Annotated in this window: 18 protein-coding genes; 8 read left to right on the top strand and 10 right to left on the bottom strand. The window is 68.9% G+C overall.

The features are described from left to right. Positions 1-388 precede the first annotated feature (388 nt). Both PZE19_RS07825 and PZE19_RS07820 read right to left on the bottom strand, forming a co-directional pair. The gene (locus PZE19_RS07825; RefSeq protein WP_277860023.1) at positions 389-1,048 is read right to left on the bottom strand and encodes a hypothetical protein; all 660 of its coding nucleotides are present in this window, start codon (positions 1,046-1,048) and stop codon (positions 389-391) included. A 241-nt stretch (positions 1,049-1,289) separates the two neighbouring features. Beyond that, entirely contained in the window at positions 1,290-3,326 is a 2,037-nt protein-coding gene (locus PZE19_RS07820) for a YjhG/YagF family D-xylonate dehydratase (RefSeq protein ID WP_277860022.1), read from the bottom strand. Between the two features lie 198 nt (positions 3,327-3,524). Between PZE19_RS07820 and PZE19_RS07815 the strand changes: the two genes are divergently transcribed. Further along, on the top strand, positions 3,525-3,968 hold the full coding sequence (locus PZE19_RS07815) for a four-helix bundle copper-binding protein (protein WP_277860021.1): 444 nt from the start codon (positions 3,525-3,527) through the stop codon (positions 3,966-3,968). Between the two features lie 27 nt (positions 3,969-3,995). On the opposite strand, the gene PZE19_RS07810 is transcribed toward PZE19_RS07815, so the two are convergent. Both PZE19_RS07810 and PZE19_RS07805 read right to left on the bottom strand, forming a co-directional pair. Continuing rightward, positions 3,996-5,324: a DUF1501 domain-containing protein gene (locus PZE19_RS07810; RefSeq protein WP_277860020.1), complete on the bottom strand. Its 1,329-nt coding sequence runs from the start codon at positions 5,322-5,324 to the stop codon at positions 3,996-3,998. A gap of 31 nt (positions 5,325-5,355) precedes the next feature. Further along, the gene (locus tag PZE19_RS07805; protein WP_277860019.1) at positions 5,356-7,893 is read right to left on the bottom strand and encodes a DUF1549 and DUF1553 domain-containing protein; all 2,538 of its coding nucleotides are present in this window, start codon (positions 7,891-7,893) and stop codon (positions 5,356-5,358) included. A gap of 160 nt (positions 7,894-8,053) precedes the next feature. Here PZE19_RS07805 and PZE19_RS07800 point away from each other — a divergent pair, with 160 nt between their 5' ends. The 3 genes from PZE19_RS07800 (at position 8,054) to PZE19_RS07790 (ending at position 9,536) form a co-directional block, all read left to right on the top strand. Beyond that, positions 8,054-8,194: a 30S ribosomal protein THX gene (locus PZE19_RS07800; RefSeq protein WP_277860018.1), complete on the top strand. Its 141-nt coding sequence runs from the start codon at positions 8,054-8,056 to the stop codon at positions 8,192-8,194. Between the two features lie 167 nt (positions 8,195-8,361). After that, on the top strand, positions 8,362-8,589 hold the full coding sequence (locus tag PZE19_RS07795; protein ID WP_277860017.1) for a hypothetical protein: 228 nt from the start codon (positions 8,362-8,364) through the stop codon (positions 8,587-8,589). An 86-nt stretch (positions 8,590-8,675) separates the two neighbouring features. Further along, positions 8,676-9,536 carry a hypothetical protein gene (locus PZE19_RS07790; RefSeq protein WP_277860016.1) on the top strand — a complete coding sequence of 287 codons (861 nt, stop codon included), beginning with the start codon at positions 8,676-8,678 and terminating at the stop codon, positions 9,534-9,536. A 25-nt stretch (positions 9,537-9,561) separates the two neighbouring features. Here the strand turns inward: PZE19_RS07790 and PZE19_RS07785 are convergent, their stop codons facing one another. After that, positions 9,562-9,996, bottom strand: a complete 435-nt coding sequence (locus PZE19_RS07785) for a TIGR03067 domain-containing protein (RefSeq protein WP_277860015.1) — start codon at positions 9,994-9,996, stop codon at positions 9,562-9,564. Between the two features lie 208 nt (positions 9,997-10,204). Next, positions 10,205-12,289, bottom strand: coding sequence for a hypothetical protein (locus PZE19_RS07780; protein ID WP_277860014.1), 2,085 nt, complete (start codon positions 12,287-12,289; stop codon positions 10,205-10,207). A 622-nt stretch (positions 12,290-12,911) separates the two neighbouring features. On the opposite strand from PZE19_RS07780, the gene PZE19_RS07775 reads away from it, so the two are divergent. After that, the gene (locus tag PZE19_RS07775) at positions 12,912-13,802 is read left to right on the top strand and encodes an NYN domain-containing protein (protein ID WP_277860013.1); all 891 of its coding nucleotides are present in this window, start codon (positions 12,912-12,914) and stop codon (positions 13,800-13,802) included. 189 nt (positions 13,803-13,991) lie between these two features. Next, entirely contained in the window at positions 13,992-15,242 is a 1,251-nt protein-coding gene (locus PZE19_RS07770; RefSeq protein ID WP_277860012.1) for a serpin family protein, read from the top strand. Here PZE19_RS07770 and PZE19_RS07765 read toward each other — a convergent pair. From PZE19_RS07765 to PZE19_RS07750, 4 genes are all read right to left on the bottom strand, one after another. After that, entirely contained in the window at positions 15,229-16,188 is a 960-nt protein-coding gene (locus PZE19_RS07765; RefSeq protein ID WP_277860011.1) for a histone deacetylase family protein, read from the bottom strand. The genes PZE19_RS07770 and PZE19_RS07765 overlap by 14 nt on opposite strands. Positions 16,189-16,213: 25 nt before the next feature. Beyond that, complete coding sequence (gene tkt / locus PZE19_RS07760; protein ID WP_277860010.1) at positions 16,214-18,310, bottom strand: transketolase; 2,097 nt, start codon at positions 18,308-18,310, stop codon at positions 16,214-16,216. Positions 18,311-18,488: 178 nt separating this feature from the next. After that, positions 18,489-18,722, bottom strand: a complete 234-nt coding sequence (locus PZE19_RS07755) for a hypothetical protein (RefSeq protein WP_277860009.1) — start codon at positions 18,720-18,722, stop codon at positions 18,489-18,491. A 66-nt stretch (positions 18,723-18,788) separates the two neighbouring features. Next, a complete protein-coding gene (locus PZE19_RS07750) occupies positions 18,789-20,468 on the bottom strand; it encodes an alpha/beta fold hydrolase (RefSeq protein WP_277860008.1) in 1,680 nt (559 codons plus the stop codon). Positions 20,469-20,682: 214 nt separating this feature from the next. On the opposite strand from PZE19_RS07750, the gene PZE19_RS07745 reads away from it, so the two are divergent. Both PZE19_RS07745 and PZE19_RS07740 read left to right on the top strand, forming a co-directional pair. After that, a complete protein-coding gene (locus PZE19_RS07745; RefSeq protein ID WP_277860007.1) occupies positions 20,683-21,612 on the top strand; it encodes an ABC transporter ATP-binding protein in 930 nt (309 codons plus the stop codon). Then, positions 21,602-22,909, top strand: a complete 1,308-nt coding sequence (locus PZE19_RS07740; RefSeq protein ID WP_277860006.1) for an ABC transporter permease — start codon at positions 21,602-21,604, stop codon at positions 22,907-22,909. The genes PZE19_RS07745 and PZE19_RS07740 overlap by 11 nt, the downstream gene beginning before the upstream one ends. Positions 22,910-22,952 lie beyond the last annotated feature (43 nt).

Genomic DNA, 22,952 nt, shown 5'->3' with positions numbered 1-22,952 from the left:
GGAATAGAACCTAGGCGATCCGTCCTCGCGGGCCAACTGTCGGAACGATTACGGTGAGCTTGGTAAGTCCTCACGATGTCGCTCCTCTATTCGAAGGTGTGGGTCCAAGTCGGCACGTCGATGCAGCGGCCGCGGATGCGGTGGTCCCGTGCCCGGCGTTGGGAAAGATCGACCTTCCTGGGCTCCCGTCGTGGAACCGCGACCTCTTCGTCGCACTCGATCCACACGCTCTAGATTCGTTGCACCCAGGCATCGTGTGACGCCGGGGATCCAAAAAAGGCGACTCGACGGTTCACTCGGGCAACAAAAAGAGCCGACGTCCCACGCTTTACGCTCGGGACGCCGGCTCGAAGCTCGGGAATCGGTCGCGATCAGGTCGGCCGTCGGCTCAGTTCGGGCTCATCGAGGCGCCGGTCGACGGGTTGACCGGAAGCACGGCGGGCGGGGCGTCGATGGCCGGCGGGCCCGCACAGCGACGGAGGTGGTCCTTGTCAATGTAGACGACCTCGACCTTGTGATCCACGTGGTTGAACGGGATCGGGTAGTCGGCCCAGTACAGCTCGTCGTAGTACACCGTGCACTTGTAGTGGCAGTGGACGAGCTGGCAGGGCCCGGCCAGCGGGTAGACGCGGCAGGGGTCGACCTTCTCGCCGATCTTCTCGATCAGGAAGCGGACGTTGTTCCGCTGGGTCTCGTAGAAGACGGGCGAGCCGTTCTTGAACTTCGGCACCTTGTTCCAGACCTCGTCCTCGCTGGGCGGGTCGAGGCAGGCGGCGGGGGCGAAGTCGCCCGGGATCGGGTCGAGGATCGGGACGCGGCCGTCGACCTCCTCGCGCTCCATGTCCGCTTCGAGGCGTTGCGACTGCGACGCGAAGATCGGCCAGGCGAACGACCAGCCGGTCGGGTGCAGCGGCGAGATGTTGCGGAAGACGTACGACAGGCCGCAGCCGACGTGCGTGGTGCAGAGTGCGGCCGTAAGGGCACCCATGGCAAGGCCGCGAACCCAGCGCGGGGTCTTATGGCTCAGGTGCCGCGCGGATTGGAACATGGTCTTATCCCCTCCTTGGGAACGTGCGCGAACACGCCGGCGGGCGTTCCAGCCGCACCGACCTACTGGCGCCGGGATCGCTATCCTGTTCGAGCGGAGCCGACCGATCGTCCGGCGACTTCCTCATCGCGACCGGTCCATGTGGACTAGTTATCGTTCGAGGCCCGCATGGTCTGTGAGGAATTTCCGGATTCGCCCGAAATTCCCTTGACGCCCCACCAGCCCCGTTCGATCGCCCGTCTCACACCTTTCTACCGACATCATCGGCCGAATCGGCCTTCGAACTTGGAGCCATCCCGCGCCGGAGCGCCGCGAGGATCGCGTCGACGTCGTAGACGCAGCCGCCCCAGACCCCGCCCGAGACCTCCTGGAGGGCCGCCCAGAGCCGTGCGTCGTCGGGAAGGTCGGGATCCGGCGAGAGCAACGGGTGCGTCGATCGCCCGGCGAGGATCCGCCCCCCCTCCCCCGCCCCGACGTCCACCCCTTCGTCCCCGACCATGTCGACGGTCCCTTCGAGCTTGACCCGATCGACGACGATCCGGATCAGGTCGCCGTCGCGGACCTTGCCCAGCGGCCCGCCGGCGAGCGCCTCGGGGCTGACGTGGCCGATGCAGGCCCCGGTCGAGACCCCCGAGAACCGGGCGTCGGTCAGGACGGCGACCTCCTTGCCGAACGGCAGGTGCTTCAGCGCCGACGTCACCTGGTAGATTTCCTCCATCCCCGCCCCCAGGGGGCCGCGGCCGATGAGGACGACGACGTCCCCCGCGCGGATCGGGACCTCGGCCTGCCCCTTGATCGCCGCGACCGCGTCGTGCTCTCGCGTGAACACCCGCGTGGGCCCGAGCTTGCGGTAGACGCCGTCGGCGTCGACCACGCCCGGGTCGATGGCCGTGCTCTTGATGATCGACCCGTGCGGCGCGAGGTTGCCGCGAGGGAAGGTCACGGTGCTCGTGAGGCCGCGCTCCAGCGCCCGCGCGGGGCTCATGACGACGTCGTCCGGGTCGACCCCGTCCTCCTGATACAGCCGATCCCGCGAACGCTTGCGCCGCTCGCTCGCCCGCCACCAGTCCAGAAGCCGTCCCAGGGTCGTCCCCGAGGCGGTGAGGACCGTCTCGTCGAGCAGCCCGAGCCCGCGCAGGTGCAGCATGACCTCGGGGACGCCCCCCGCCAGGAAGACGCGGACGGTCGGGTGGTGGATCGGCCCGTTGGGCAGGACGCTGACCAGCCGGGGGACGCGGGTGTTGATCTCGTGCCAGTCGCCGACGTCCGGCCGGCGGAGGCCCGCGGCGTGGGCGATCGCCGGGATGTGCAGCAGCAGGTTCGTCGAGCCTCCGAACGCCGCGTGCACGATCATGGCGTTGCGGACGGCCGCGTCGGTCACGACGTGCCGCGACGTCAGGCCGTGGCGGGCGAGCCCGACGAGCGCGCGAGCCGACCGCCGCGCCATGTCGAGCCAGACGGGCTGGCCCGAGGGGGCGAGCGCCGAGTGCGGCAGCGACATCCCGAGCGCCTCGCCGACGACCTGGGCCGTCGCGGCGGTCCCCAAAAACTGGCAGCCGCCGCCGGGGCTGGCGCAGGCGCGACAGCCGGCGTCGGCGGCGGCCTGCAGGTCGATCTCGCCGTGGGCGTAGCGCGCGCCGATGGTCTGGATCTTGCCCGCGTCCTCGCCGACCCGGGGCGGCAGCGTGACGCCGCCCGGGACCAGCACCGAAGGCAGCCGAGGCATCCCCGCGAGCGCCAGCATCATGGCCGGCAGCCCCTTGTCGCAGGTCGCGACCCCCAGGACGCCCTTCCGCAGCGGCAGCGAACGGATCAGGCGGCGGAAGACGATCGCCGCGTCGTTGCGGAACGGTAGGCTGTCCATCATCCCCGTCGTCCCCTGCGAGCGGCCGTCGCAGGGGTCGGAGACCATGGCCGCGAAGGGGACCGTCCCGAGGCGCTTCAGCTCCTCCGCGGCCTCCTTCACCAGCAGGCCGATCTCCCAGTGGCCCGTGTGATAGCCTAGCGCGATCGGCGAGCCGTCGGCGGCGCGGAGGCCTCCCTGGGTGCTCAGAATCAGATAGGGGTCGCGGGCCGTTTCCGACGGCGTCCAGCCCATGCCGGCGTTCTGCGAGAGCCCGAAGAGGTCGCCGGACGGCCAGAGCCGGAGCATCTCGTCGGTCAGCGGCAGGGCGCCCGACGGCCCTTCGGCGTTGGTGGCGACGGCGTTCCAATCGACTTCGGGCGAGTCGACGAGGCTGCGCCATTCCGGGATTTCCGACGCGTCATCGATCGGCATGAGCCGTCCTCTCGCGGTGGGATCGGGCCGCTCGCGGCCTCCATGGCCTCATCATGGCTTCTCGGCGATCGCCCCACAACCCCGCCGAATCGGTCGCTTTGGCGCTGGTTTTGCCTGGCTCCTCCGATCGGGGCGTCCACCTTGCTCGCCCCTGTCCTTGCGTTCGAGATCCCTGCACGACAACGAGGAGGACGGATCATGGTACGTCGCGAGCTTCTGACCGTGATGGGCGCCGGGGCGGCCGGCCTGATGATGACCGGGTCGGCGAGGGCCGACGATCAGGACGAGAAGAAGAAGGAGCACCACGCCCACATGAAGACCATGGGCGAGTGCGCCATGATCTGCGACATGACTTCCGCCCACTGCCTGATGGAGCTGGGGAAGGACGCCACCGAGAATCGCGACCTGCACGCCAAGGTGGCCGCGATCACCAACGACTGCCAGACATTCTGCGTCCAGGCCGTCACGCTGATGGCGCGTCACAGCCTCCTGGCGATGCACGCCCACAAGGCCTGCGCCGACGCCTGTCGCGACTGCGCCGCGGCCTGCGACAAGGGCCAGGGCGAGATGATGAAGAAGTGCGCCGAGATCTGCCGCGAGTGCGAGCGGGCCTGCCGCGCCTGCTGCTCCGCGACGGCCTGACCTCCTCGAACCCTCCGCCGCCCCGGTTCAGAGCAATTCCCGGGGCGGCGTCGCGCCCTCGACGAGCCGGATCGGCCGGCCGTCGGGGGCCTCGTACTTGTGCTCGGGGTCGATCCCGAGCTTGGTATAGAGCACGCTCGCCAGGTCGGCCGGCGTGACGGGGCGTTCGGTCGGCGAGTCGCCGTTCGCGTCGGTCTTGCCGAGGACGAGCCCCGCGGGAATGCCCGCCCCGGCCAGCAGCACGCTGTTGGCGCGGCCGTGATGGTCGCGGCCGGCGTTGGCGTTGATCTTGGGCGTGCGGCCGAACTCGCCCATCATCACGACGAGCGTGTCGTCGAGCAGGCCGCGTTCCCCGAGATCGGCGATCAGGGCGGCGAGGCCCTGGTCGAGCGCCGGGGCCAGCGTGTCCTTGATCATCGGGAAGTTCTGCGCGTGGGTGTCCCAGCCCAGCGGGCCGGGGCCGCGATCGTTGACCGTGACGAACGAGACGCCGGCCTCGACGAGCCGTCGGGCCAGCAGGCACGACTGGCCGAACGTGTTGCGGCCGTAGCGGGTGCGAACGTCGGCCGACTCGTCCCCCAGCCGGAACGCCGCCTGGGCCGCGCTCGACGTCATCAGGCTGTAGGCCTGGTCGGCGAACTGGTCGCGGCTGCGCGTCAGCGGGGTGGGCGGGACGTCGCGCGCGAAGTCGTCGAGGCTCTTGACCATCGCCCGGCGTCGCAGCAGGCGTTCGAGCGTCAGCTTGTCGGGCGGAGAAAGGTTGCTGACGCGGAAGTTCTCCTGGTTCGGGTCGCCCGAGACCGCGAACGGGTCGTACGCCGGCGTCAGGTACCCGCTCATCGACGACGAAGGCGGATCGGGGACGGCGACGTACGGCGGCAAGAGGCCCCGGCTCGCCTCGCGCCACTTGGAGACGACGCTGCCGTAGCTGGGGTAGACCTGGGCCGGCGAGGGCCGATAGCCCGTCAGCAGGTGGTGCGAGGCCCGGTCGTGGTCGGACTCGGGCGAGGTCATGCTGCGGATCAGCGTGACCCGGTCGAGGATCCTGGCCAGGTTCGGCAGCACCTCGCTGACCTGCACGCCGGCGACCGACGTGGCGATCGGCTTGAAGTCGCCGCGGACGTCGGCGGGCGCGTCGGGCTTGGGGTCGAACGTATCGATGTGCGACGCGCCCCCCGCGAGCCAGATCAGGATGCAGTTGCGCGCGGCGGCCGGTTTGGTCGACGGCCCTTCGCCGAGCGCCCGCAGGCGGAACGCCTCGTCGAGACCCAGGCCCAGGAATCCGAGCGCGCCGGCCTTCAGGATCGCGCGCCGCGAGGGGCCCGAGCAGGCGATGATTCGCGATTTCGACGGCATGGCGAGTCTCCGACCGGGGACGACCGAAGGATCAATGATTGAACGCGAATTCCCGCGAGTTGAGGAGCGCCCAGAAGAGGTCCTGGGCCGCCTCGTTGATCGAGGAGGCCTGCTTCAGCTCGGCCGTCCACCGCGACGACTCCTCCGAGGTGGGCGGCCGGCAGAGCGTGCGGAAGTAGAGGTTCTCCACCAGCTCCTCGGGCTCCAGCTCCAGCTTGAGCGCCGCCGCCAGGTAGCCGTTGAGGCTCCCCACCTTGCTCTCGATGACGTCGCCGCCGATCAACAGCAGCGATTGCTTGAGGCTCAGCGGCGCGGTCTGCACCGAGGCGCAGGCGGTCGTCCGCGGACAGCGGCCGAACGTGTCCAGGATCGGGCTCGCGACGCCGGGGTCGGTCACGCGGATCGCCCGCCGGGTCGCCGATGCGCCCGGGAAGCGATTGGGGACGTCCGTCGCCTGCGCCAGGGCGTCGGCCATCTGGTGGGCCGAGAGCGGCCGGGGCGTGTGGTGCGAGAACCACCGCGCGTCCTTCTCGTTGCCGGCCACGGTGGCCGACGAGAGGCCGTACGCCTGCGAGGTCGCGACCGTCCGGATCAGGTCGCGGAGGTCGTACTTCCGTTCGACGAACCGCGCGGCCAGGGCGTCGAGCAGCTCGGGGTGGACCGGCGGGTTCGCCCGGCTCAGGTCGTCGGCGGGGTCGACGATCCCCTTGCCGAAGAATTGCGACCAGACCCAGTTGACCGTCGCGCGGGCGAAATAGGGGTTGTCCTTCGAGGTGATCCAGTCCGCCAGCGCGACCCGAGGATCGCCGCCCTCGGCGATCGTCGCCGGCTTGCCGTCGAGCAGCCGCGGCGCGACGGGCCTGCCTGTTCGGAGGTGATTTACGAACCCGGCCGGATTGACGCTGATCCCCGTCCGGCTCGCCATCATCATCCCGCCCATCCCCTGCCCCGTCCGCTGGACGCGGGCGAAGAAGGCGGCGAGGCCGTAGTAATCATCCTGCGTCCAGACGTCGAAGGGATGGTCGTGACACTGGGCGCAGCGCATCCGGAGTCCCAGGAAGCGCTGGGCTGTCTGCTCGGCGGCGATCGTCGGCTCGAGGGCGTCGACCGCGTAGTTGACCGGCCCCCCCGACTCCTGGTCGTTCGGGTCGCCGAGGGCGGTCAACAGTTTTCGGACGACCAAGTCCCAGGGGGTGTGGTCGATCAGCCGGGCGTCGAGCCATTCCTGATAGCGGTAAGCCCCGTTCCCTTGGCGTGCCGCGCTGATCTGCAACAGGTCGCCGAACTTGATCCGCCAGAACTGGACGAACTCCGGGCGCTTCAGCAGACTGTCGACGAGCTTCGACCGCTTCTCGGGGTCGGCGTCGGCCAGGAAGCGGCGCACCTCCTCGGGCGATGGCGTGCTCCCCGTCAAATCCAGCGAGACGCGTCGCAAGAAGGCCGCGTCGGTCGCCGGCGGGCTAGGCGGGACCTTCAGGGCCTGCAACCGCTTGAACAGTTGCTCGTCGATCAGGTTCGTCCGCGGGAGCTTCGCGAAATCGAACGTCAGGTCGGGATTGACCGGGGCGGAGAGCCGGAACGTCTCCACCAGCGGGCCGAGCCGGACGACCAGGTCGGCCTCGCCGCGGTGGAGCAGTTCGGCCCGGCCCTGGGCGTCGACCACGGCGGTGGAGTCGTCGAGGGTCTTGTAGATCGCCTGTCGCGTCACGTCGCGACGCCCGCCGTCGGCGTGCTCGGCGATCACCCGCAACTGCCGGCGCCCGGGCTCGGACATCATGGCGGACGAGGGTTCGATCACCAGCCTGGCGACCGCCGCCCGGGGCGGCCCGAGGGTTCGCGGCGCGCCGGCGCGGATCCACTCGACGAGCGTCTGATACTCCGACGACCCGACCGCCAGCCGTCGGCCGCCGCCGTGGGGGGCCTCGCCGATCGCCTTCAAGACGACCAGGCTGCGCTCGGGGTCGAAGGGAGAGACGCGCCGCTGGCCGGCGTCGCGCGCCAGTGCGACCTGGTCGCCGTCGGGGTCGTAGCCGAAGAGGGACAGGTGGAAGCCGTTCTGGCCGTCGGCCTTGCCGTGGCAACCGCCGGTGTTGCAACCGGCCTTCGTCAGGATCGGCTCGACGTCCTGCGCGAAGTCCCAGGAACGAGCCGTTCGGGGCTCGACGACGACCCGGGCGCGGGCCTCGACGCCGTCGGAAGCGGCCACGACCTCGACCGCGCCGGGGGCGAGGGGACGGACGTAGCCGTTCGCGTCGACCGCCGCGATTCCCGCCGGCTCGACGCGCCAGGAAAGGCCGGTGGAGAGATCGTGTTTCGCGCCTTCGGCCGTCTTCTCGATCGCGAGGAGTTGCAGGCCCGGGGCCTCGGCCGCTATCGTAAAGAGCGTCGGGTCGATCGCGATCGTCCTCGGCGGAGGGACGACGACCGGCCTGGCCGCGACGGCCCCCGACGGCGAGGCGACTTTCGGCGAGGCGACCGTCACGCCGGCCGGCGGCGTGGATCGCCCGCAACCGACGTGGGCGGCCAGGACGCAGGTCGCTATCATGGGACCGACCCGGCGGCGGGGCATGGGACCAGCTCCTTTCCCGTCGCGAACCACTCGACGTCGTAACGACAAACGTCGGATGGATTGTATCGTACCAACGCACGACCGCAAACGAAAATCGAAGAGGCTCGTCCGAGCCGTCGCCCGCGAGGGCCGGCGGCGGGACGCCGGGGGAACGACGATCATGGGCAAGGGCGACAGGCGGAGCAGGCGCGGCAAGGTTTCCCGGGGCACGTACGGCAAGAAGCGGCCCAAGCCGGAGACGCTGAAGAAGACCAAGGCGGCGACCGCCGCCGCGGCCGCGGCGGCCCCGGCGCAGGCCTGAGGCCCGCCCCGCGGACGCATGATCCGGCGGGCGGGGCCGTTCCGGCGACCCCCGCCCACCGTAGGCCCGGCCCCTCGCGGGTTCGGGTTGCAGACGGCCTACGATTGTGTTGGAGTCGAAGGAGACAGGGACGGCCGCCAGCCAGGACCGATCGAGGATCAACCGTCATGGCCAAGTTGCGCTTGCTCAAGACCGGACACGGCGACCTCATGCTCGCCGAGTGGGACAAGCAGCGGCCCGAGACCGTCGAGGCCGCCGCCGCGCAGTTCGCCGAGCACGTCACCCCCGGCCGCATGGCCTTCCGGCTCGACGGCCCGGGACAGACCCGCCTGATCAAGCAGTTCGACGCCACGGCCCCCGAGATCCTCATCGTCCCCGCCGTCCAGGGCGGCTGAGGGCGGGGCCCACTCGGCCGGGCGCGGGACGTCTTCCCCACAGACGCCCGCGCGGAGCGGCCCCCGCCGGTCGAGGAACCGTCGCGATGATCCGGACCGGATACCTGCGCTGGGAGATCGACGTCGTCGACGAGCGCTGCGCCCAGGACCCCTACGCCCGCGAGGTCGTCTTCCTCGCCCGGCCCACGCACCGCGTCGTCCGCGTCCGGACCACGAATCACGCCGACGCGGCCGCGCGGTTCGTCCGCGGCGAGGCCGCCTACGACAGCGTCCTCAAGACGTTCGACAACCGCCGGGGCGAGGTCGACCTGACCATCCCCGACGTCGGCCCGCGGCGGTATCGCTACTCCGAATCCGACCGGATGAAGATGCTCCGGTACTGGATGGAGAAGCTCCAGCGCGAGGCCGCCGCGTTCGCCAACGAGGTCGTCGCCGCGGCTTCCTCGTTCACTCAGCTGGTGATCGCCAGCCAGGCCCTCCGGTCGGGCTACGCCAAGCTCGTCGAGAACGAGATCTTCCGGGTCATCGAGGGCAAGAGCCAGCCCCAGGCGACCTCCGAGGAGCCGATCCGCATCGACGCCGCCGACTACCAGCAAGGCGTCCCCGAGCTGGTCGCCGCCGAGCTGGTCCGCGACGTCGTCGAGCCGGACGAGTTCCACGAGTTCTGCCAGTTCGACTGCCTCACCGTCCGCAACGGCGACAAGTATTACCGCATCCCGCGCCGGCCGCACGGCCTGATCGAGGTCTGGGACGTCGAGACCAAGCGGGCGATCTGCCGCCTGTGCGTCGTCTTCCAGGATCCGGGCATGCCCCCGTCGGACGAGGTGGTGATGAAGTACCTCCTCGCCAAGCACCAGCCCGACATGCTCTGGCAGACCGGCGTCCGCTTCGCCCCGCCCAAGGGGCGATTCGAGGTCACGCCCCCTCGGCGCTGGTCGGTGGACTGAGCGTCCCCCGCTCCGCCCCGGCCTTTCAGGGCTTCTGCAGCTGGTACTCGGCCAGGAACAGGCGAGACCCCGTCGTGGTCTTGAATTCGGTCGGACGGCCCTTGGCGCCGAGTTCGTAGCAGATCCGCAGGGTGTCGCCGTCGCGTTCGTAGATGGCCAGGATCGTCTTGCCCTTGTTGGGGCCGTCGACGCCGGTGATGTCCACCGCCTTGGGCTTCGCGGCCGGGTCCAGCTTGCAGGTCCCCTTGTCCGTCTGCGGGCCGAGGGTCACCGTGTAATTCTCGCCCTTCACGTCCAGCTTGATGGCCTTCAAGAATTCTTCGGGCAACGCCGTCCCGCCGAGTTCGGCCTTCGACGCCAGCCAGGTGCCCTCGAGAGTATCTTTCTTGTCCTCGTCGCTCCACGCGGCCGACGAGCATGAGGCGATCATCGCGATTGCGGCGAGAAGTCTGAGCGTCATCCCCAACCTCCTGGAAATGGTTCGCACCGAACCACGGGCCTCACAACGGCCTCGTGGCGAGCCGTCAGGGATTTCCCACGTTTCGAGTCGGATGTCGAGAGGATTTTGGGGCTGTGCATCCCGCTGGCCGTTTCGAAACGCAGAAACGCGCGGGGGAGGAGGCCTCCCCCGCGCGTTTTGTTGGATCCGACTCAGTTTCCAGCCTGGATCAGCGGACGGTCTTCTTGGCGTCGCGCGAGGCCTGCGGCGAGGCGGCCGGGGCCGCGGCGGGGGCCGGGGCGGGCGCGGGGACGGTCACCGGGACGAGCACCTGACGCGAGACCGGCACCTGGCGGGCGACCTGCGTCTGCTGGGTCTGGTAGGTCGTGACGGGCACCGTGTACGGCACCTGGACGGCGTACTGCTGCGTCGTGTTCTCGACGACCTGCTTCGACTGCTGCTGGTAGGTCGTGACGGGCACCGTGTACGGCACCTGCACGGCGTACTGCTGCGTCGTGTTCTCGGTCACCTGGCGCGACTGCTGCTGGTACGATGTGACGGGCACCGTGTAGGGGACCTGGACGGCATACTGCTGCGTCGTGTTCTCGACGACCTGCTTCGACTGCTGCTGGTAGGTCGTGACGGGCACCGTGTACGGCACCTGCACGGCGTACTGCTGCGTCGTGTTCTCGGTCACCTGCTTGGCCTGCTGCTGGTAGGTCGTGACGGGCACCGTGTACGGCACCTGCACAGCGACCTGCTGCGTGACGTTCTCGGTCACCTGCTTGTACTGCGTGGTGGGCACGGTCTGGGTGCGCTGCTCGGCGACGTAGACGGTCGTCGTGACGGGGACCGTCTCGCTGACCTGCGAAGCCTGCATCGTGGTGACCGGGACGCTGATGGTCCGGACTTCCTGGGTCGGGACGTTCTCGGTGACGCTCACCGGGACCATCTCGGTCGTCGTCGTGGGGACCTGGATGACGCTCTGGACGGGGACCGACTGGGTCCGGGTCTGGGGGACGTAGGTCGTCTCGGGGATGAGACGGACCACGGGGCGGGAGACGTAGACCTGCTCGGTGGTGTAGGAGACGTTGCAGCCGCCGGCCGTCGCGACCGGGGCGGCGCCGCCGCCGAGGACGCCGCCGAAGAGGCCCGCGCTGCCGTGGCCGCCGCAGTGGCCGCAGCCCCTGCCGAGGCTCAGCTTATGGCCGCACTTGTGGCCGCAGCCGCCGGCCCCGCCGCCGATGGCGGCCCCGACCGGGTTGCCGCAGGCGTCGACGGCCGGGGCGGCCGCGGTGTAGACCGGGACGGTGCGGGTCTGGTAGCCGCCCGTCTCCTCGACGACCTGGCGATTGGTCGTGACCGGGACGTTCTCGGTGTAGGTCTGGTTGACGTAGCTGGTCTGGACCTGCGAGGTCATGACCGTCTTCGTCTGGGGCTGGAGCACCGTCTTGACGACCGGCTTGAGGACGGTCACGTACTGCTGCTGCTGCTGGGTCGTCGTCACCGGGTTGTAGACGGTCTTGGTCACGGTCTGGTTGACGGTCTGCTGCTTGGGGACGTTGACCGTGTAGACCTGCTGGACGTTGACGACCTCGGCGACGGTCCGGGTGACCGGCACGGTCTGGCTGCGCAGCTCGGTCTTGTACTGGGTCTGATTGACGGTGACCGGGACGTTCTCGACCACGGTCCGCGTGACGGGCACGGTCTGGGTCCGCATCTCGGTCTTGTACTGGGTCTGATTGACGGTGACCGGGACGTTCTCGACGACCGTCCGCGTGACCGGGACGGTCTGGGTGCGGTACTCGGTCTTGTACTGGGTCTGGTTGACGGTGACCGGGACGTTCTCGACGACCGTCCGCGTGACCGGGACGGTCTGGGTGCGGTACTCGGTCTTGTACTGGGTCTGGTTGACGGTGACCGGGACGTTCTCGACGACCGTCCGCGTGACCGGCACGGTCTGGGTGCGGTATTCGGTCTTGTACTGGGTCGAGTTGACCGTCACCGGGACGTTCTCGACGACCGTCCGCGTGACCGGGACGGTCTGGGTGCGGTACTCGGTCTTGTACTGGGTCTGGTTGACCGTCACCGGGACCTGGACGCTCTGGACGTCATACACGGTCTCGTAGGTCACCTGGGTCTGCGGCACCAGGACCGTCGTGGTCGCGGCGGCCGCGGCGGCCTGACCAGTCGCGACGGGCGCCTGGGCCGACGCCGTCGGCTCCTCGGTCGCGCTCACCGCGCGAGCCATGCTCAGACCCAAGACCAGTCCCGCCAGCGAAAGGCGGCGGAACACTGCCCGATCGACTCTCATTCTGAACGTCTCCCTGTGCCAAGTTAGAGAGGTTTTTCAAATCCCTTTTTCAGGTGTCATGAGCGAGAAATCCTCCTTGTTTTCCCGGCCGCCATCAAGGTCCCCGTTCATCCAAAGTCTTCAGTCGACCTAGAATTCCCAGGCGTAATCAATCTACGCTTTGCAACCTGCCTTTTCCACAGCCTAGGTCGCAAACCCCGAAGATTCTTCGCGACCCATCTTTTCCTCCAGGAACCTCGGCGATCGAGAGGCCTCACGCTGATGCGTGCAAAAAACACGTTGATGTTTGATCTGGCTTCATGCCCGAGGAACTCCAGCTACCGCAGACCTCCGCGTCCTCCGTTCAAGGGGACGCAGCTGGGGATTGATCGCCGTCGCGGTGGGATTCATATCGTTTTGATTTCCTATGTTCGCGCTATCACGCAAGAATCGCAAAGCGACGCCGCGGGGCCCGTCCCGGCCGCTCGATTCCGCGTCGTCGGGTTGAGGCCGGGCCGGGATTGCCGTAACATGCGCCGGTCTAGGCGGGACGGACGATTCTCGGGCGGCCGGTGGGCCGGGGGGTCGCGGAGGGCCCGCCGGTTCCGATCCCCTACGTCGCAGGTCGCGAGCGTCGCCATCCATGTCAAAATCCGAACACGAGAGAGAACGCAGCCTGGCCGTCTTCATCGACCTGGAGAACCTGGCGATGGGTTTCCAGAGCCAGCGCAAGGTCAAGTTCGACGTCCAGAAGGTGCTCGAGCGGCTGGTCGAAAAGGGAAAGCTGATCGTCAAGAAGTCGTACGCCGACTGGAGCCGATACCCCAACTACACGGCCCCCTTCCACGAGTCGGCGATCGAGCTGATCGAGATCCCCAAGCGCTCGCAGACGGGCAAGAACTCGGCCGACATCCGCCTGGTCGTCGACGCGATGGACCTGGCCTGGAGCAAGCCCCACGTCGACACCTTCGTGATCGTCTCGGGCGACTCCGACTTCTCCCCGCTGGTCTCCAAGCTCAAGGAGAACGGCAAGCACGTCATCGGCCTGGGGATGAAGGGCTCGACCTCGGAGCTGCTCCGCGACAACTGCGACGAGTTCATCTATTACGAGGACCTGGAGCGGCAGGAGCAGAACGAGCAGCAGCTCGCCATCGACCTGAACGCCTACCTGCCGGCCAACCTGACCGAGAAGCAACGCGAGGTCTTCAGCCTGCTCATGGAGTCGTGCGCGGCGCTCCGTCGCGAGAACCACGAGGTCCTCTACGCGTCGATGATCAAGGACACGATGAAGCGGAAGATGCCCTCGTTCGACGAGAGCTATTTCGGCTACCGCAGCTTCACCCACATGCTCGAAGACGCCGACAACCTGGAGCTGGTCGACATCGAGCGCAACCCCAAGAGCGGGACCTACATGGTCACCCGGGTCAGCGGCGAGCGCTCGGGCGACGGCGGCCGGCCGCCGGCGGGCCCCGAGAAGCTGCCGACGCCCCATTCCGGGCCTCGCGGCCGAGGCCGCCACGGCCCGCATCGCTGAGCCGACCCGCGCGATCCGGAAAATCCTCGACCTTTCGCGACCCCGACTGGAAATCGGGGCGCGATGGACGTCATCCTCATCGGAGCCGCGGAGTGCGCCCGCCGATGATCGCCGCGTGACGCCCGCCGCGCCCGTTTTTCGATCGACAGGTGCGGGTCGCGAACAGGTTTCGATGCGAGGATGAGAACGATGAGGATCGTTTCAGGAGGGGTCGCCGCCTTCGCGGCGATCGCGCTCGGCGTGATGGGAGGGGCCATGGCCGCCGCGGAGCCGCCGCCGCCCGCCGCCGACCCGCAGGTCGTCGCCGGGGTCTCTCAGTTCACCGTCGATCTGTACAACGCGCTCGCCGGGGGCTCCGGGAACGTCTTCTGTTCGCCGCTGAACGTGGCCACCGCGATCGAAATGACGGCGGCCGGGGCGAAGGGGCGGACCGCCGAGCAGATCGCCCGGACGCTCCACCTCGACCGCCTGGGCGACGCGGCCCACGACGGCCTAGGCGACCTGGTCGCGGCCGTGCGCGGGGCGCTCAAGCCCGTGGCCGGCGGCGAGGGCGAGGCCGAGTCCTCGGGCCTCTGGGCGGCCAACGCCGGCTGGTTCGACGAGCGCGAGAAGATCCTCCCCGACTACGTCGCCCGGCTCGAACGCTCGTATCACGCCCGGCCCCAGCTCGTCGATTTCGGGGGCTCGCCCGACGCGGCCCGCGAGACGATCAACCGCTGGGTCGCCGACCAGACCCGCGACAAGATCCAGGACCTCCTCAAGCCCGACCACATCCGACCCGGCACGAGCTTCGTGCTGACGAGCGCCATCTACTTCAAGGGCGTCTGGACCTTCCCGTTCGACGCCAGGGCGACGACCGACGACACGTTCAAGACCGCCGACGGCCCCGTGCCCGTGCGGATGATGAACCAGGCGGTGAGCCGGCTGCCGTACTTCGAGGATGAGAACGTCCAGGCCGTGGCCCTGCCCTACAAGGACGGCTCGTTGAGCATGTTGGTCGTGCTCCCCAGGCGGGCTGACGGGCTGACGGCGGTGGAACGTTCCCTGGACGCCGAGGCGGTCCAGGCCTGGGCGACGGGGATGCGGCCCTCGCGGGTGCGGTTGAGCCTTCCTCGCTTCCGATCGACGGCCGAGTTCGACCTCAAAGAAGTCCTCTCCCGGCTCGGCATGCCCGACGCGTTCGACGCGGCTCGGGCCGACTTCTCGGGCATCACGGGGAGCCGCGACGTTTTCATCTCGGCCGTCGTCCACAAGGCGTTCGTCGAGGTCGAGGAGAAGGGGACCGAGGCCGCCGCGGCGACCGCCGTGGTCGGGGTCCGAAGCTCGGCGATGGCACCCCCGAAAGAGGTCGTCTTCCGGGCCGATCGGCCGTTCCTCTACCTGATCCGCGACATGAAGTCGGGTGCGATCCTGTTCATCGGCCGCCTCAGCCGGCCGTGAGGCCGGGCGACCGGCCGGCGCTCAGGCCGGCGGCGATCCGGACCGTCTCGGCCTGGATCGCGACCGTGTCGTTTACGTCGCGGGCGTAGCCGCCGGCCATGGCCGTCGCGACCGGCAGGCCGGCCTCGCGGCAGGCCTCGAAGACCATGCGGTCGCGGGCGGCGAGGCCCTCGCGGCTGAGCTTCATGCGGCCCAGGCGGTCGCCGGCGAACGGGTCCGAGCCGGCCAGGTAGATCGCCAGCTCGGCCTCGGACTCCTCGATCGCCGTGCCGAGCGCGGGCTCGAGCGCGGCGAGATAGGCTTCGTCGCCCGTGCCGTCGTCGAGCCCGACGTCGAGCCGGCTGCGCTGCTTGCGCAGGGGGTAGTTGCGGGCGCCGTGGATCGAGAACGTGTAGACGTCGGGGTCGTCGGCGAAGATCGCGGCGGTGCCGTCCCCCTGGTGGACGTCGCAGTCGATGACGACGATCTTGCGGCAGCGGCCCTCGGCCTGCATCGCCCGAGCGGCCACGGCCGCGTCGTTGAAGACGCAGTAGCCCGCGCCGTGGTCGCGAAAGGCGTGATGCGTGCCCCCCGCCAGGTTCATGGCGACGCAAAGGCCGTCGGGCCGGGCGTCGCACCGCGAGACCTCCGCGAGCACCGAGCGGGCCGCGGCGACCGTCGCGCCGCAGGATCGGAGCGAGCGCTCGACCAGCTCCGGCGACCACGGCAGGCCCAGCTCGCGGACCTCGCGCTCGCTCAGCCGGCCCTCGACGACGCGCGCGAGGTACGCGGGGTCGTGCACGCGGACGATCTCCTCGGGCGTCGCCCGATCGGGGACGCGCAGCCACTCGGGCGGGATGATCCCGTCGTCGATGAGCCGGCGGCGGAGGAGCGCGTATTTGGCCGCCGGGAACGAGTGGGTCGCCGGCAGCGGGAGCACGAACTGGTCCGTGTAGAAGACGTCCATCCGCGCCCCCGCCGATGCGATTCGATCAGCGGCCGTGCCGGGCGACCTGTTCCTTGGCGGCCTCGTAGACGCGGTCGACGGTGAAGCCGAACTGCGTGAGGAGGTCCTTGAGCGGCGCCGAGGCCCCGAACGACTTCATGCCGATCGTCGCCCCCTTGCGGCCGACGAACTTGGCCCAGCCGAAGGTCGACGCCTGCTCGACCGAGACGCGGCCGTCGACGTCGGGCGGCAGGACCTCGTCCTGATACGCCTGGTCCTGCTGGTCGAACAGCTCCCAGCTCGGCATGCTGACGACCCGGGCCCGCACGCCCTCGGCCGTGAGCTTCTCGTAGGCCCCCACGCAGAGCGAGACCTCGCTGCCGGTGCCGATCAGGATCACGTCGGGCTTGCCGTCGGCCGCGTCGGCCAGGATGTAGGCCCCCTTCGACACGCCCGAGGCCGACGCGTACTTCGTGCGGTCGAGCGTCGGCAGGGCCTGGCGCGACATGATGAGCGCGACGGGCTTGTGGCGGAACGGGATGATCGTCCGCCAGGCCTCGGCCACCTCGTTGGCGTCGCAGGGCCGGACCACGACCAGGCCGGGGATGGCCCGCAGCGACGGGAGCTGCTCGACCGGCTGGTGGGTCGGGCCGTCCTCGCCGACGCCGATCGAGTCGTGCGTGAAGACGTAGATGACCGGCAGTTCCATGAGCGCGGCGAGGCGGATGGGCGCGCGGCCGTAGTCGCTGAAGATCAGGAACCCGGCCCCGTAGGGGCGGACCTTCACGGTCGCCATGCCGTTGAGGATGGCCCCCATGGCGTGCTCGCGGATGCCGAAATGGAAGTTCCGGCCGCTGTAGCTCTCGGGCTCGAAGGACTCGGCGTCCTTGATCAGGGTCTTGGTCGACGGCGCCAGGTCGGCCGCCCCGCCGATGAGCCAGGGGAGGTTCTTGGCGACGGCGTTGAGCACCTTGCCCGACGACTCGCGAGAGGCGATCCCCTTGGCGTCGGCGGGGAAGGTGGGGATGTCCTCGTCCCAGCCCTCGGGGAGCTGCCGCTGCTGGATGCGGACCAGCTCGTCGGCCAGCTCGGGGTGCTGGGCCTTGTAGGCGTCGAGTTCGGCGTACCAGGCCTCGCGCAGCTCCTTGCCGCGGGCGCCGACGCCCTTGCGGAAGTGCTCGTAGACGCCGTCGGGGACGAGGAACTTGGCGTCCTCGGGCCAGCCGTAGAACTTCTTGGTGAGGCGGATCTCGTCCTCGCCCAGGGGCTCGCCGTGGGCCCCGCTGGTGTCCTGCTTGTTGGGCGATCCCCAGGCGATGTGGCTGTCGACGATGATGAGCGTCGGCCGGTCGTCGCAGTGGAGGAACGCCTGATAGGCCCGTTCGAGCAGCTCCAGGTCGTTGGCGTCGCCGACCCGGGTCACGTTCCAGCCGTAGCCCATGAACCGCTCGGCGACGTCGTCGCCGTAGGTCAGCTCGGTGCTCCCCTCGATCGTGATCCGATTGTCGTCGTAGACCCAGCAGAGGTTCGACAGCTTCAGGTGGCCGGCGATCGAGGCGGCCTCGTGCGAGATCCCTTCCATCATGTCGCCGTCGGAGCAGAAGGCGTACACGTTGAAGTCGATCAGCTTCTCGAAACCGGGTTTGTTGTACCGCGAGGCCAGCCAGCGCTCGGCGATGGCCATGCCGACGCTGTTGCCGACCCCCTGCCCCAGCGGGCCGGTGGTCGTCTCCACGCCCGACGTCAGGCGGTACTCGGGGTGCCCGGGGGTGTGGCTGTCGAACTGCCGGAAGTTCTTGATGTCGTCGAGCGACACGGAGGGCTTGCCGAGCGTCTCGTACTTCTCGTCGACCGCCTGGACTTCCGTCAGGTGCAGCAGCGAATAGAGCAGCATCGACGCGTGGCCGCACGAGAGGACGAAGCGGTCGCGGTTCGGCCAGACCGGGGCGGTCGGGTCGAAGCGGAGGTGCTTCTGCCAGAGGGTGTACGCTACGGGCGCGAGCGCCATGGGGGTCCCGGGATGGCCCGAGTTGGCCTTCTGCACCGCGTCCATCGCCAGCGTCCGCATGGTGTCGATGCACGTCTTGTCCATCGGATCGTCCACGGAGCTGACGTTCTGCTTCAGATTGACGGGGGAAGCCATACCTCGGGAGACTCCATCTAGGCCTTGCGATCGACGCGCAGAGACGGCACGCGACGGTTCGATTCTCAGGGGCCTCCCTAGACTAAGTTCCGAGAGCGGGCCGCACAATGCACCTTCGAGCGGGGGGCGCCTCGGCTTCCGATCGATCGGCCCCCCCGACCCCTCGAATCCGGGCGGATTATTCTTCCGGGATCACGTCCTCGGCTATGCCGACCGGCCAGCCCTCGGCGGGGCGGAGTAGATATTTCACCTTCTGCCCCGGCCTCAGGTCGTCGAACCCGGCCCGCCCGCCCGGGACCGAGACCGATGGGAAGATCACGGGCTCGCCGCCGTCGTCCGGCTGGATCGAGCCGATCCCCAGCGGACGGTTGATTCGACCGATCCTGCCGTGTTTGTAGACGCCGTTGGCCATATAGCACTCCCTTTCTGTTCGAGAAGTCGTGGTCTCCGCGGCCCCCCGTTCGCCGCCGGACGGGAATCAATCCTGGACTCGGGCCAGCCACCAGCTCGCGGCGAACTGGGCTCCCGGGAGGAGCGTCTCCTGGGTGGAGAATTCCACGGACCGCCCGTCGTCTCCCTTCGATTCCGACGCCTTCTGGCCCAGTCCCAGGGCCGAGGTCGCGACCAGGTAGTCCAGCTTGCGATTGACGGTGATCCGGCAGGTCGAGCCATTGGTGATCCATCGGTGGACGAAGCGGAAGTGCGCGAGCACGTCGGGGACGATGGACTGATATTTCAACTCGTACACCACTTCCTCGCCGGCCCGATTCGCGAGGTCGGCGGGAACGAGGAACCTTCGCCGCATCCACTCGTAGGGAGCCACGTGGGCCCGCTCGACGGCGTCCTCGACGAGAGGCCGCCCGTCGACCTTGACCTCACAGACGGGGAGGAGCGCTTTCCAGGCGGAATCCGCGCCTCGGCTCATCACCGATTTCAGGCCGAGCCGCAGCTGCTCCCGAACGTCCGTCGGCACGAGGCCCAGCGACAGGGCGTGCACCACCTCCGGTTCGGGGTCGCACTTCCAGACATGCTCCCCGCCGAGCCCGAACGCGATGCCCACCGTGACGGGTCCCGGCCGCAGGATCGCCGAGAATTTGCAGTGGGTTATGCATGGCGTGAAGCCTGAGTCGACGAGGACCGGGTCGACCGGCCGGGCGTCATCTCCGTCGGCATGGATCGAGGTGAGATACTCGAGGCGTTTCACCAGACGCTTGCGTCGCTCCTCCCAGACGCGCTGGCTGAGAGTCCAGACATCCTGCTGGATCGAGGGGCCCTTGGAATCCCGGCAGGCCTCGAGGAATCGTCTTGCAGCCAGGTAGCGGTCGTCGGTTCGAGTGGCGGGCTTGCAGACGTCGACGTGGTTGTAGTCGAGCGTAAGCCAGTCGATCGCACCGTAGGCCCCCTTGGCGGACGACTCGGAGACGACGCCGTCCCGCTCCGCGCTGACGACGCGCACGGGGAGCCACATGCGGCCCAGGCCGGCCGCCGGGTCTCCGCCGTTGAGGACGCGTGCGGCCCAGTCGGTCTGAAGCCGCCCCAGGAAGGCGCTCGCGGTCTCGAGGTCGTTGAGCTGCTTCTGGCTCCCCAGCCACCATCGCGAGACCCATCGCACGACCGAGAACCTGATCGCGACGACGTCGAGGACCCACTTCGCCACGGTGACGAGCCCTGTGCCGGTCGTGGGGGTCGCGTAGAGCATCAATCCGACGACCGGCGGGATCTGGTTCGCGATGAGGTTGTTGAGGATGTACCTCATGCAGATCAGGCCGCCCAGGCTGTGGGCGACGAGGACCGCCTCGTACCTCCCCCCGTCGCGTCTCGACGCCTGCAGCTCGTTGATCGCCTGCCCCAGCCGCTGGGCGAGGCCGTCGACGTCGTTCCCTCGATACAGCTTGGAGGCGAACTTGAATTTGAAAACGTCGTAATCCGCCAGATCCTCGTCGTCGAACAGGAGCGAATCGAACTGGACGTGCTCCGCCACGTTCGTCCAGGTCGTGTCCTGATCACCGGTGAACCCGTGGACGAAGACGACGGCGCGACGATTATTGCGATCGACGTGGCGTCGCGCCTTGAGCATGCCGTCGACGACGACCTGCTCGCCGCCGATCGGCTTCGCCGGACCGGCCGAGGACGTCTCATGCGTGGCCTTGAACGCCATGGTTCGCACTCCCGGATGTCGAGGCGCGCGAATATCTCGGTTGCAATCCGAACACGAGCGGCGATACTCGCACGGACATGATCGCCGGCGGCCCGAGTCGCGCCAAGTCCGCAGGCGATTCAATACTGGCGTCGCTCCGACGAACCCTCCCGTGATCGCCTCGACGCCTTTCGTCGGGCGGGATTCAACCCATTTTACGGATCTCCCATCTCCCATGACCTCGGCGATAGCGATACGAGGGGCCGCCAAGCGGTTCGGCGACGTCCAGGCGGTCCACCGCCTCGACCTGACCGTGCCGCGGGGCTCGCTCTACGGGTTCATCGGCCCCAACGGTTCGGGGAAGACGACGACCCTGCGGATGATCATGCGGATCCTCCTGCCCGACGAGGGCGAGGTCGAGGTCCTGGGCGACCGCGACACTCGCGCGGCGCACGACCGGGTCAGCTACCTCCCCGAGGAGCGCGGGCTCTACAAGCGGATGACCGTCCGTCGCCTGCTCCGCTATTTCGGCTCGCTCAAGGGGGCCCGCCAGCCCGACCTCGACCAGCAGATCGTCCGCTGGATGGAGGCGATGCGGATCCCCGAGTGGATCGACAAGCGGGTCGACGCCCTGTCGAAGGGCATGGCCCAGAAGGTCCAGTTCGTCTCGGCGGTGCTGAACCGCCCCGAGCTGCTGATCCTCGACGAGCCCTTCTCGGGCCTCGACCCGGTGAACGCCGAGGTGCTGAACGAGGCGGTGCTCGACCTCCGCAGGGCCGGCACGACGGTCGTCTTCTCGACCCACGACATGTCCGTCGCCGAGCGGCTCTGCGACCGGATCTTCATGATCTACAAGGGCCGCAAGGTGCTCGACGGCACGCTCGACCAGATCCAGGCCGAGTACGGCTTCGACACGATCCGCGTCGCGTCGGACGCCGGCCTCGACGCCTTCGACGGCCTGCTGGGCGTGCGGGACCTGCACGACCGGGGGAACTTCCAGGAGCTACGCTTCCAGGGCGACCCCCAGGAATTGCTGCGGACCCTGATCGACCGCACGCGGCTCACCCGGTTCGAGGTCGCGCGGCCTTCGCTGCACGACATCTTCGTCCGCATCGCGGCCCCGGAAGAGGCCCTCATCGAGGAGTCGCCCGCCCATGTCGCTTGACCTCCGCAAGATCCGGATCGTCGCGGCGACGGAGTTCTCGTCGTCGGTCCGGACCAAGTCCTTCATCATCAGCCTGCTGGCGCTGCCGCTCATCATGGGCGGGTCGATCCTGCTCCAGGTCTTCGTGGGCAAGCAGGTGGACGTGAAGCCCCGCCGCTTCGTCCTCGTCGACCCGTCCGGCGCGTTCGCCCCGACGATCACGAAGGCCGTGGAGGCCTACAACGCGCACATCGAAGCCTCCGGCGGCAAGATCGCGATGCCGCGCTTCGTGATGGAGCCGACGCCCCCCGCCCCGGCCTCGGGCGGCGAGGCCGCGCGGTCGCTCGAACTCTCGGATCGGGTCCGACGCGGCGAGCTGGACGCCTACATCGAGATCGCCCCGGGCGGGGCCGGCCCGGATGCTTCGCCGACGATCCAGTACCATTCCAACAACCCCAACGACGACATCCTCCGCGGCTGGGTGTCCCAGACGGTCGACGCCGAGGTCCGCGCGCGTCGCTTCCGCACGGCCGGCATCGACCAGGCGCTCGCCGAACGCCTGGGACGCCCGGTGCAGACCGAGAACCTCCAGCTCGCCGAGGCGAACGACGCGGGCGGGGCGCGCAAGGTCGACCCGATCCGCAGCATGGTGGTCCCCGCCGTGCTGCTCTTCCTCGTCTTCATGATCGTGATGACCAGCGGGCCGCAGCTCCTCAACAGCGTCATCGAGGAGAAGATGAGCCGGATCAGCGAGGTGCTGCTGGGCTCGGTCTCGCCCTTCGACCTGATGCTGGGCAAGCTGATCGGCAACGTCGGCGTGGCCATGCTGCTGGCGAGCCTGTACCTGGGCGCGGGCTACGGCGTGGCGGCCTACCACGGCTACGGCGACGTCATCTCGCCCGCCCTGCTGGGGGCGCTCGTGCTGTTCCTCTTCCTGGCGGTCCTGCTCTTCGGGTCGCTCTACATGGCCGTGGGCGCGGCGTGCAACGACCTCAAGGACGCGCAGTCGCTGATGTGGCCCGTGATGATCCTGTCGATGCTGCCGGTCTTCGTCTGGACGTCCGTCCTGAAGAACCCGGCCAGCACCCTGTCGGTGGGGATGTCGCTCTTCCCGCCGGCGACGCCGTTCCTGATGCTGATGCGGATGGCGATGCAGCCCTCCCCCCCGGTCTGGCAGGTCGTCCTCTCCGTCGCGCTCACGACCGCCACGGCCGTCGCCTGCGTCTGGGCGGGCGCCCGGATCTTCCGGACGGGCCTCTTGATGCAAGGCAAGACGCCCAGCCTCGCCGAGATGGCGAAGTGGGCGATGAAGGGGTGAGAGGCCGTTTTCAAGGTCGAAAGGCGGGCTCAGGCAAGGCCTC

Source organism: Paludisphaera mucosa, from assembly GCF_029589435.1.
Taxonomy (GTDB): Bacteria; Planctomycetota; Planctomycetia; order Isosphaerales; family Isosphaeraceae; genus Paludisphaera; species Paludisphaera mucosa.
Note: the sequence above shows the minus strand (reverse complement) of the source record. Positions and strands in the feature narration are given on the sequence as shown.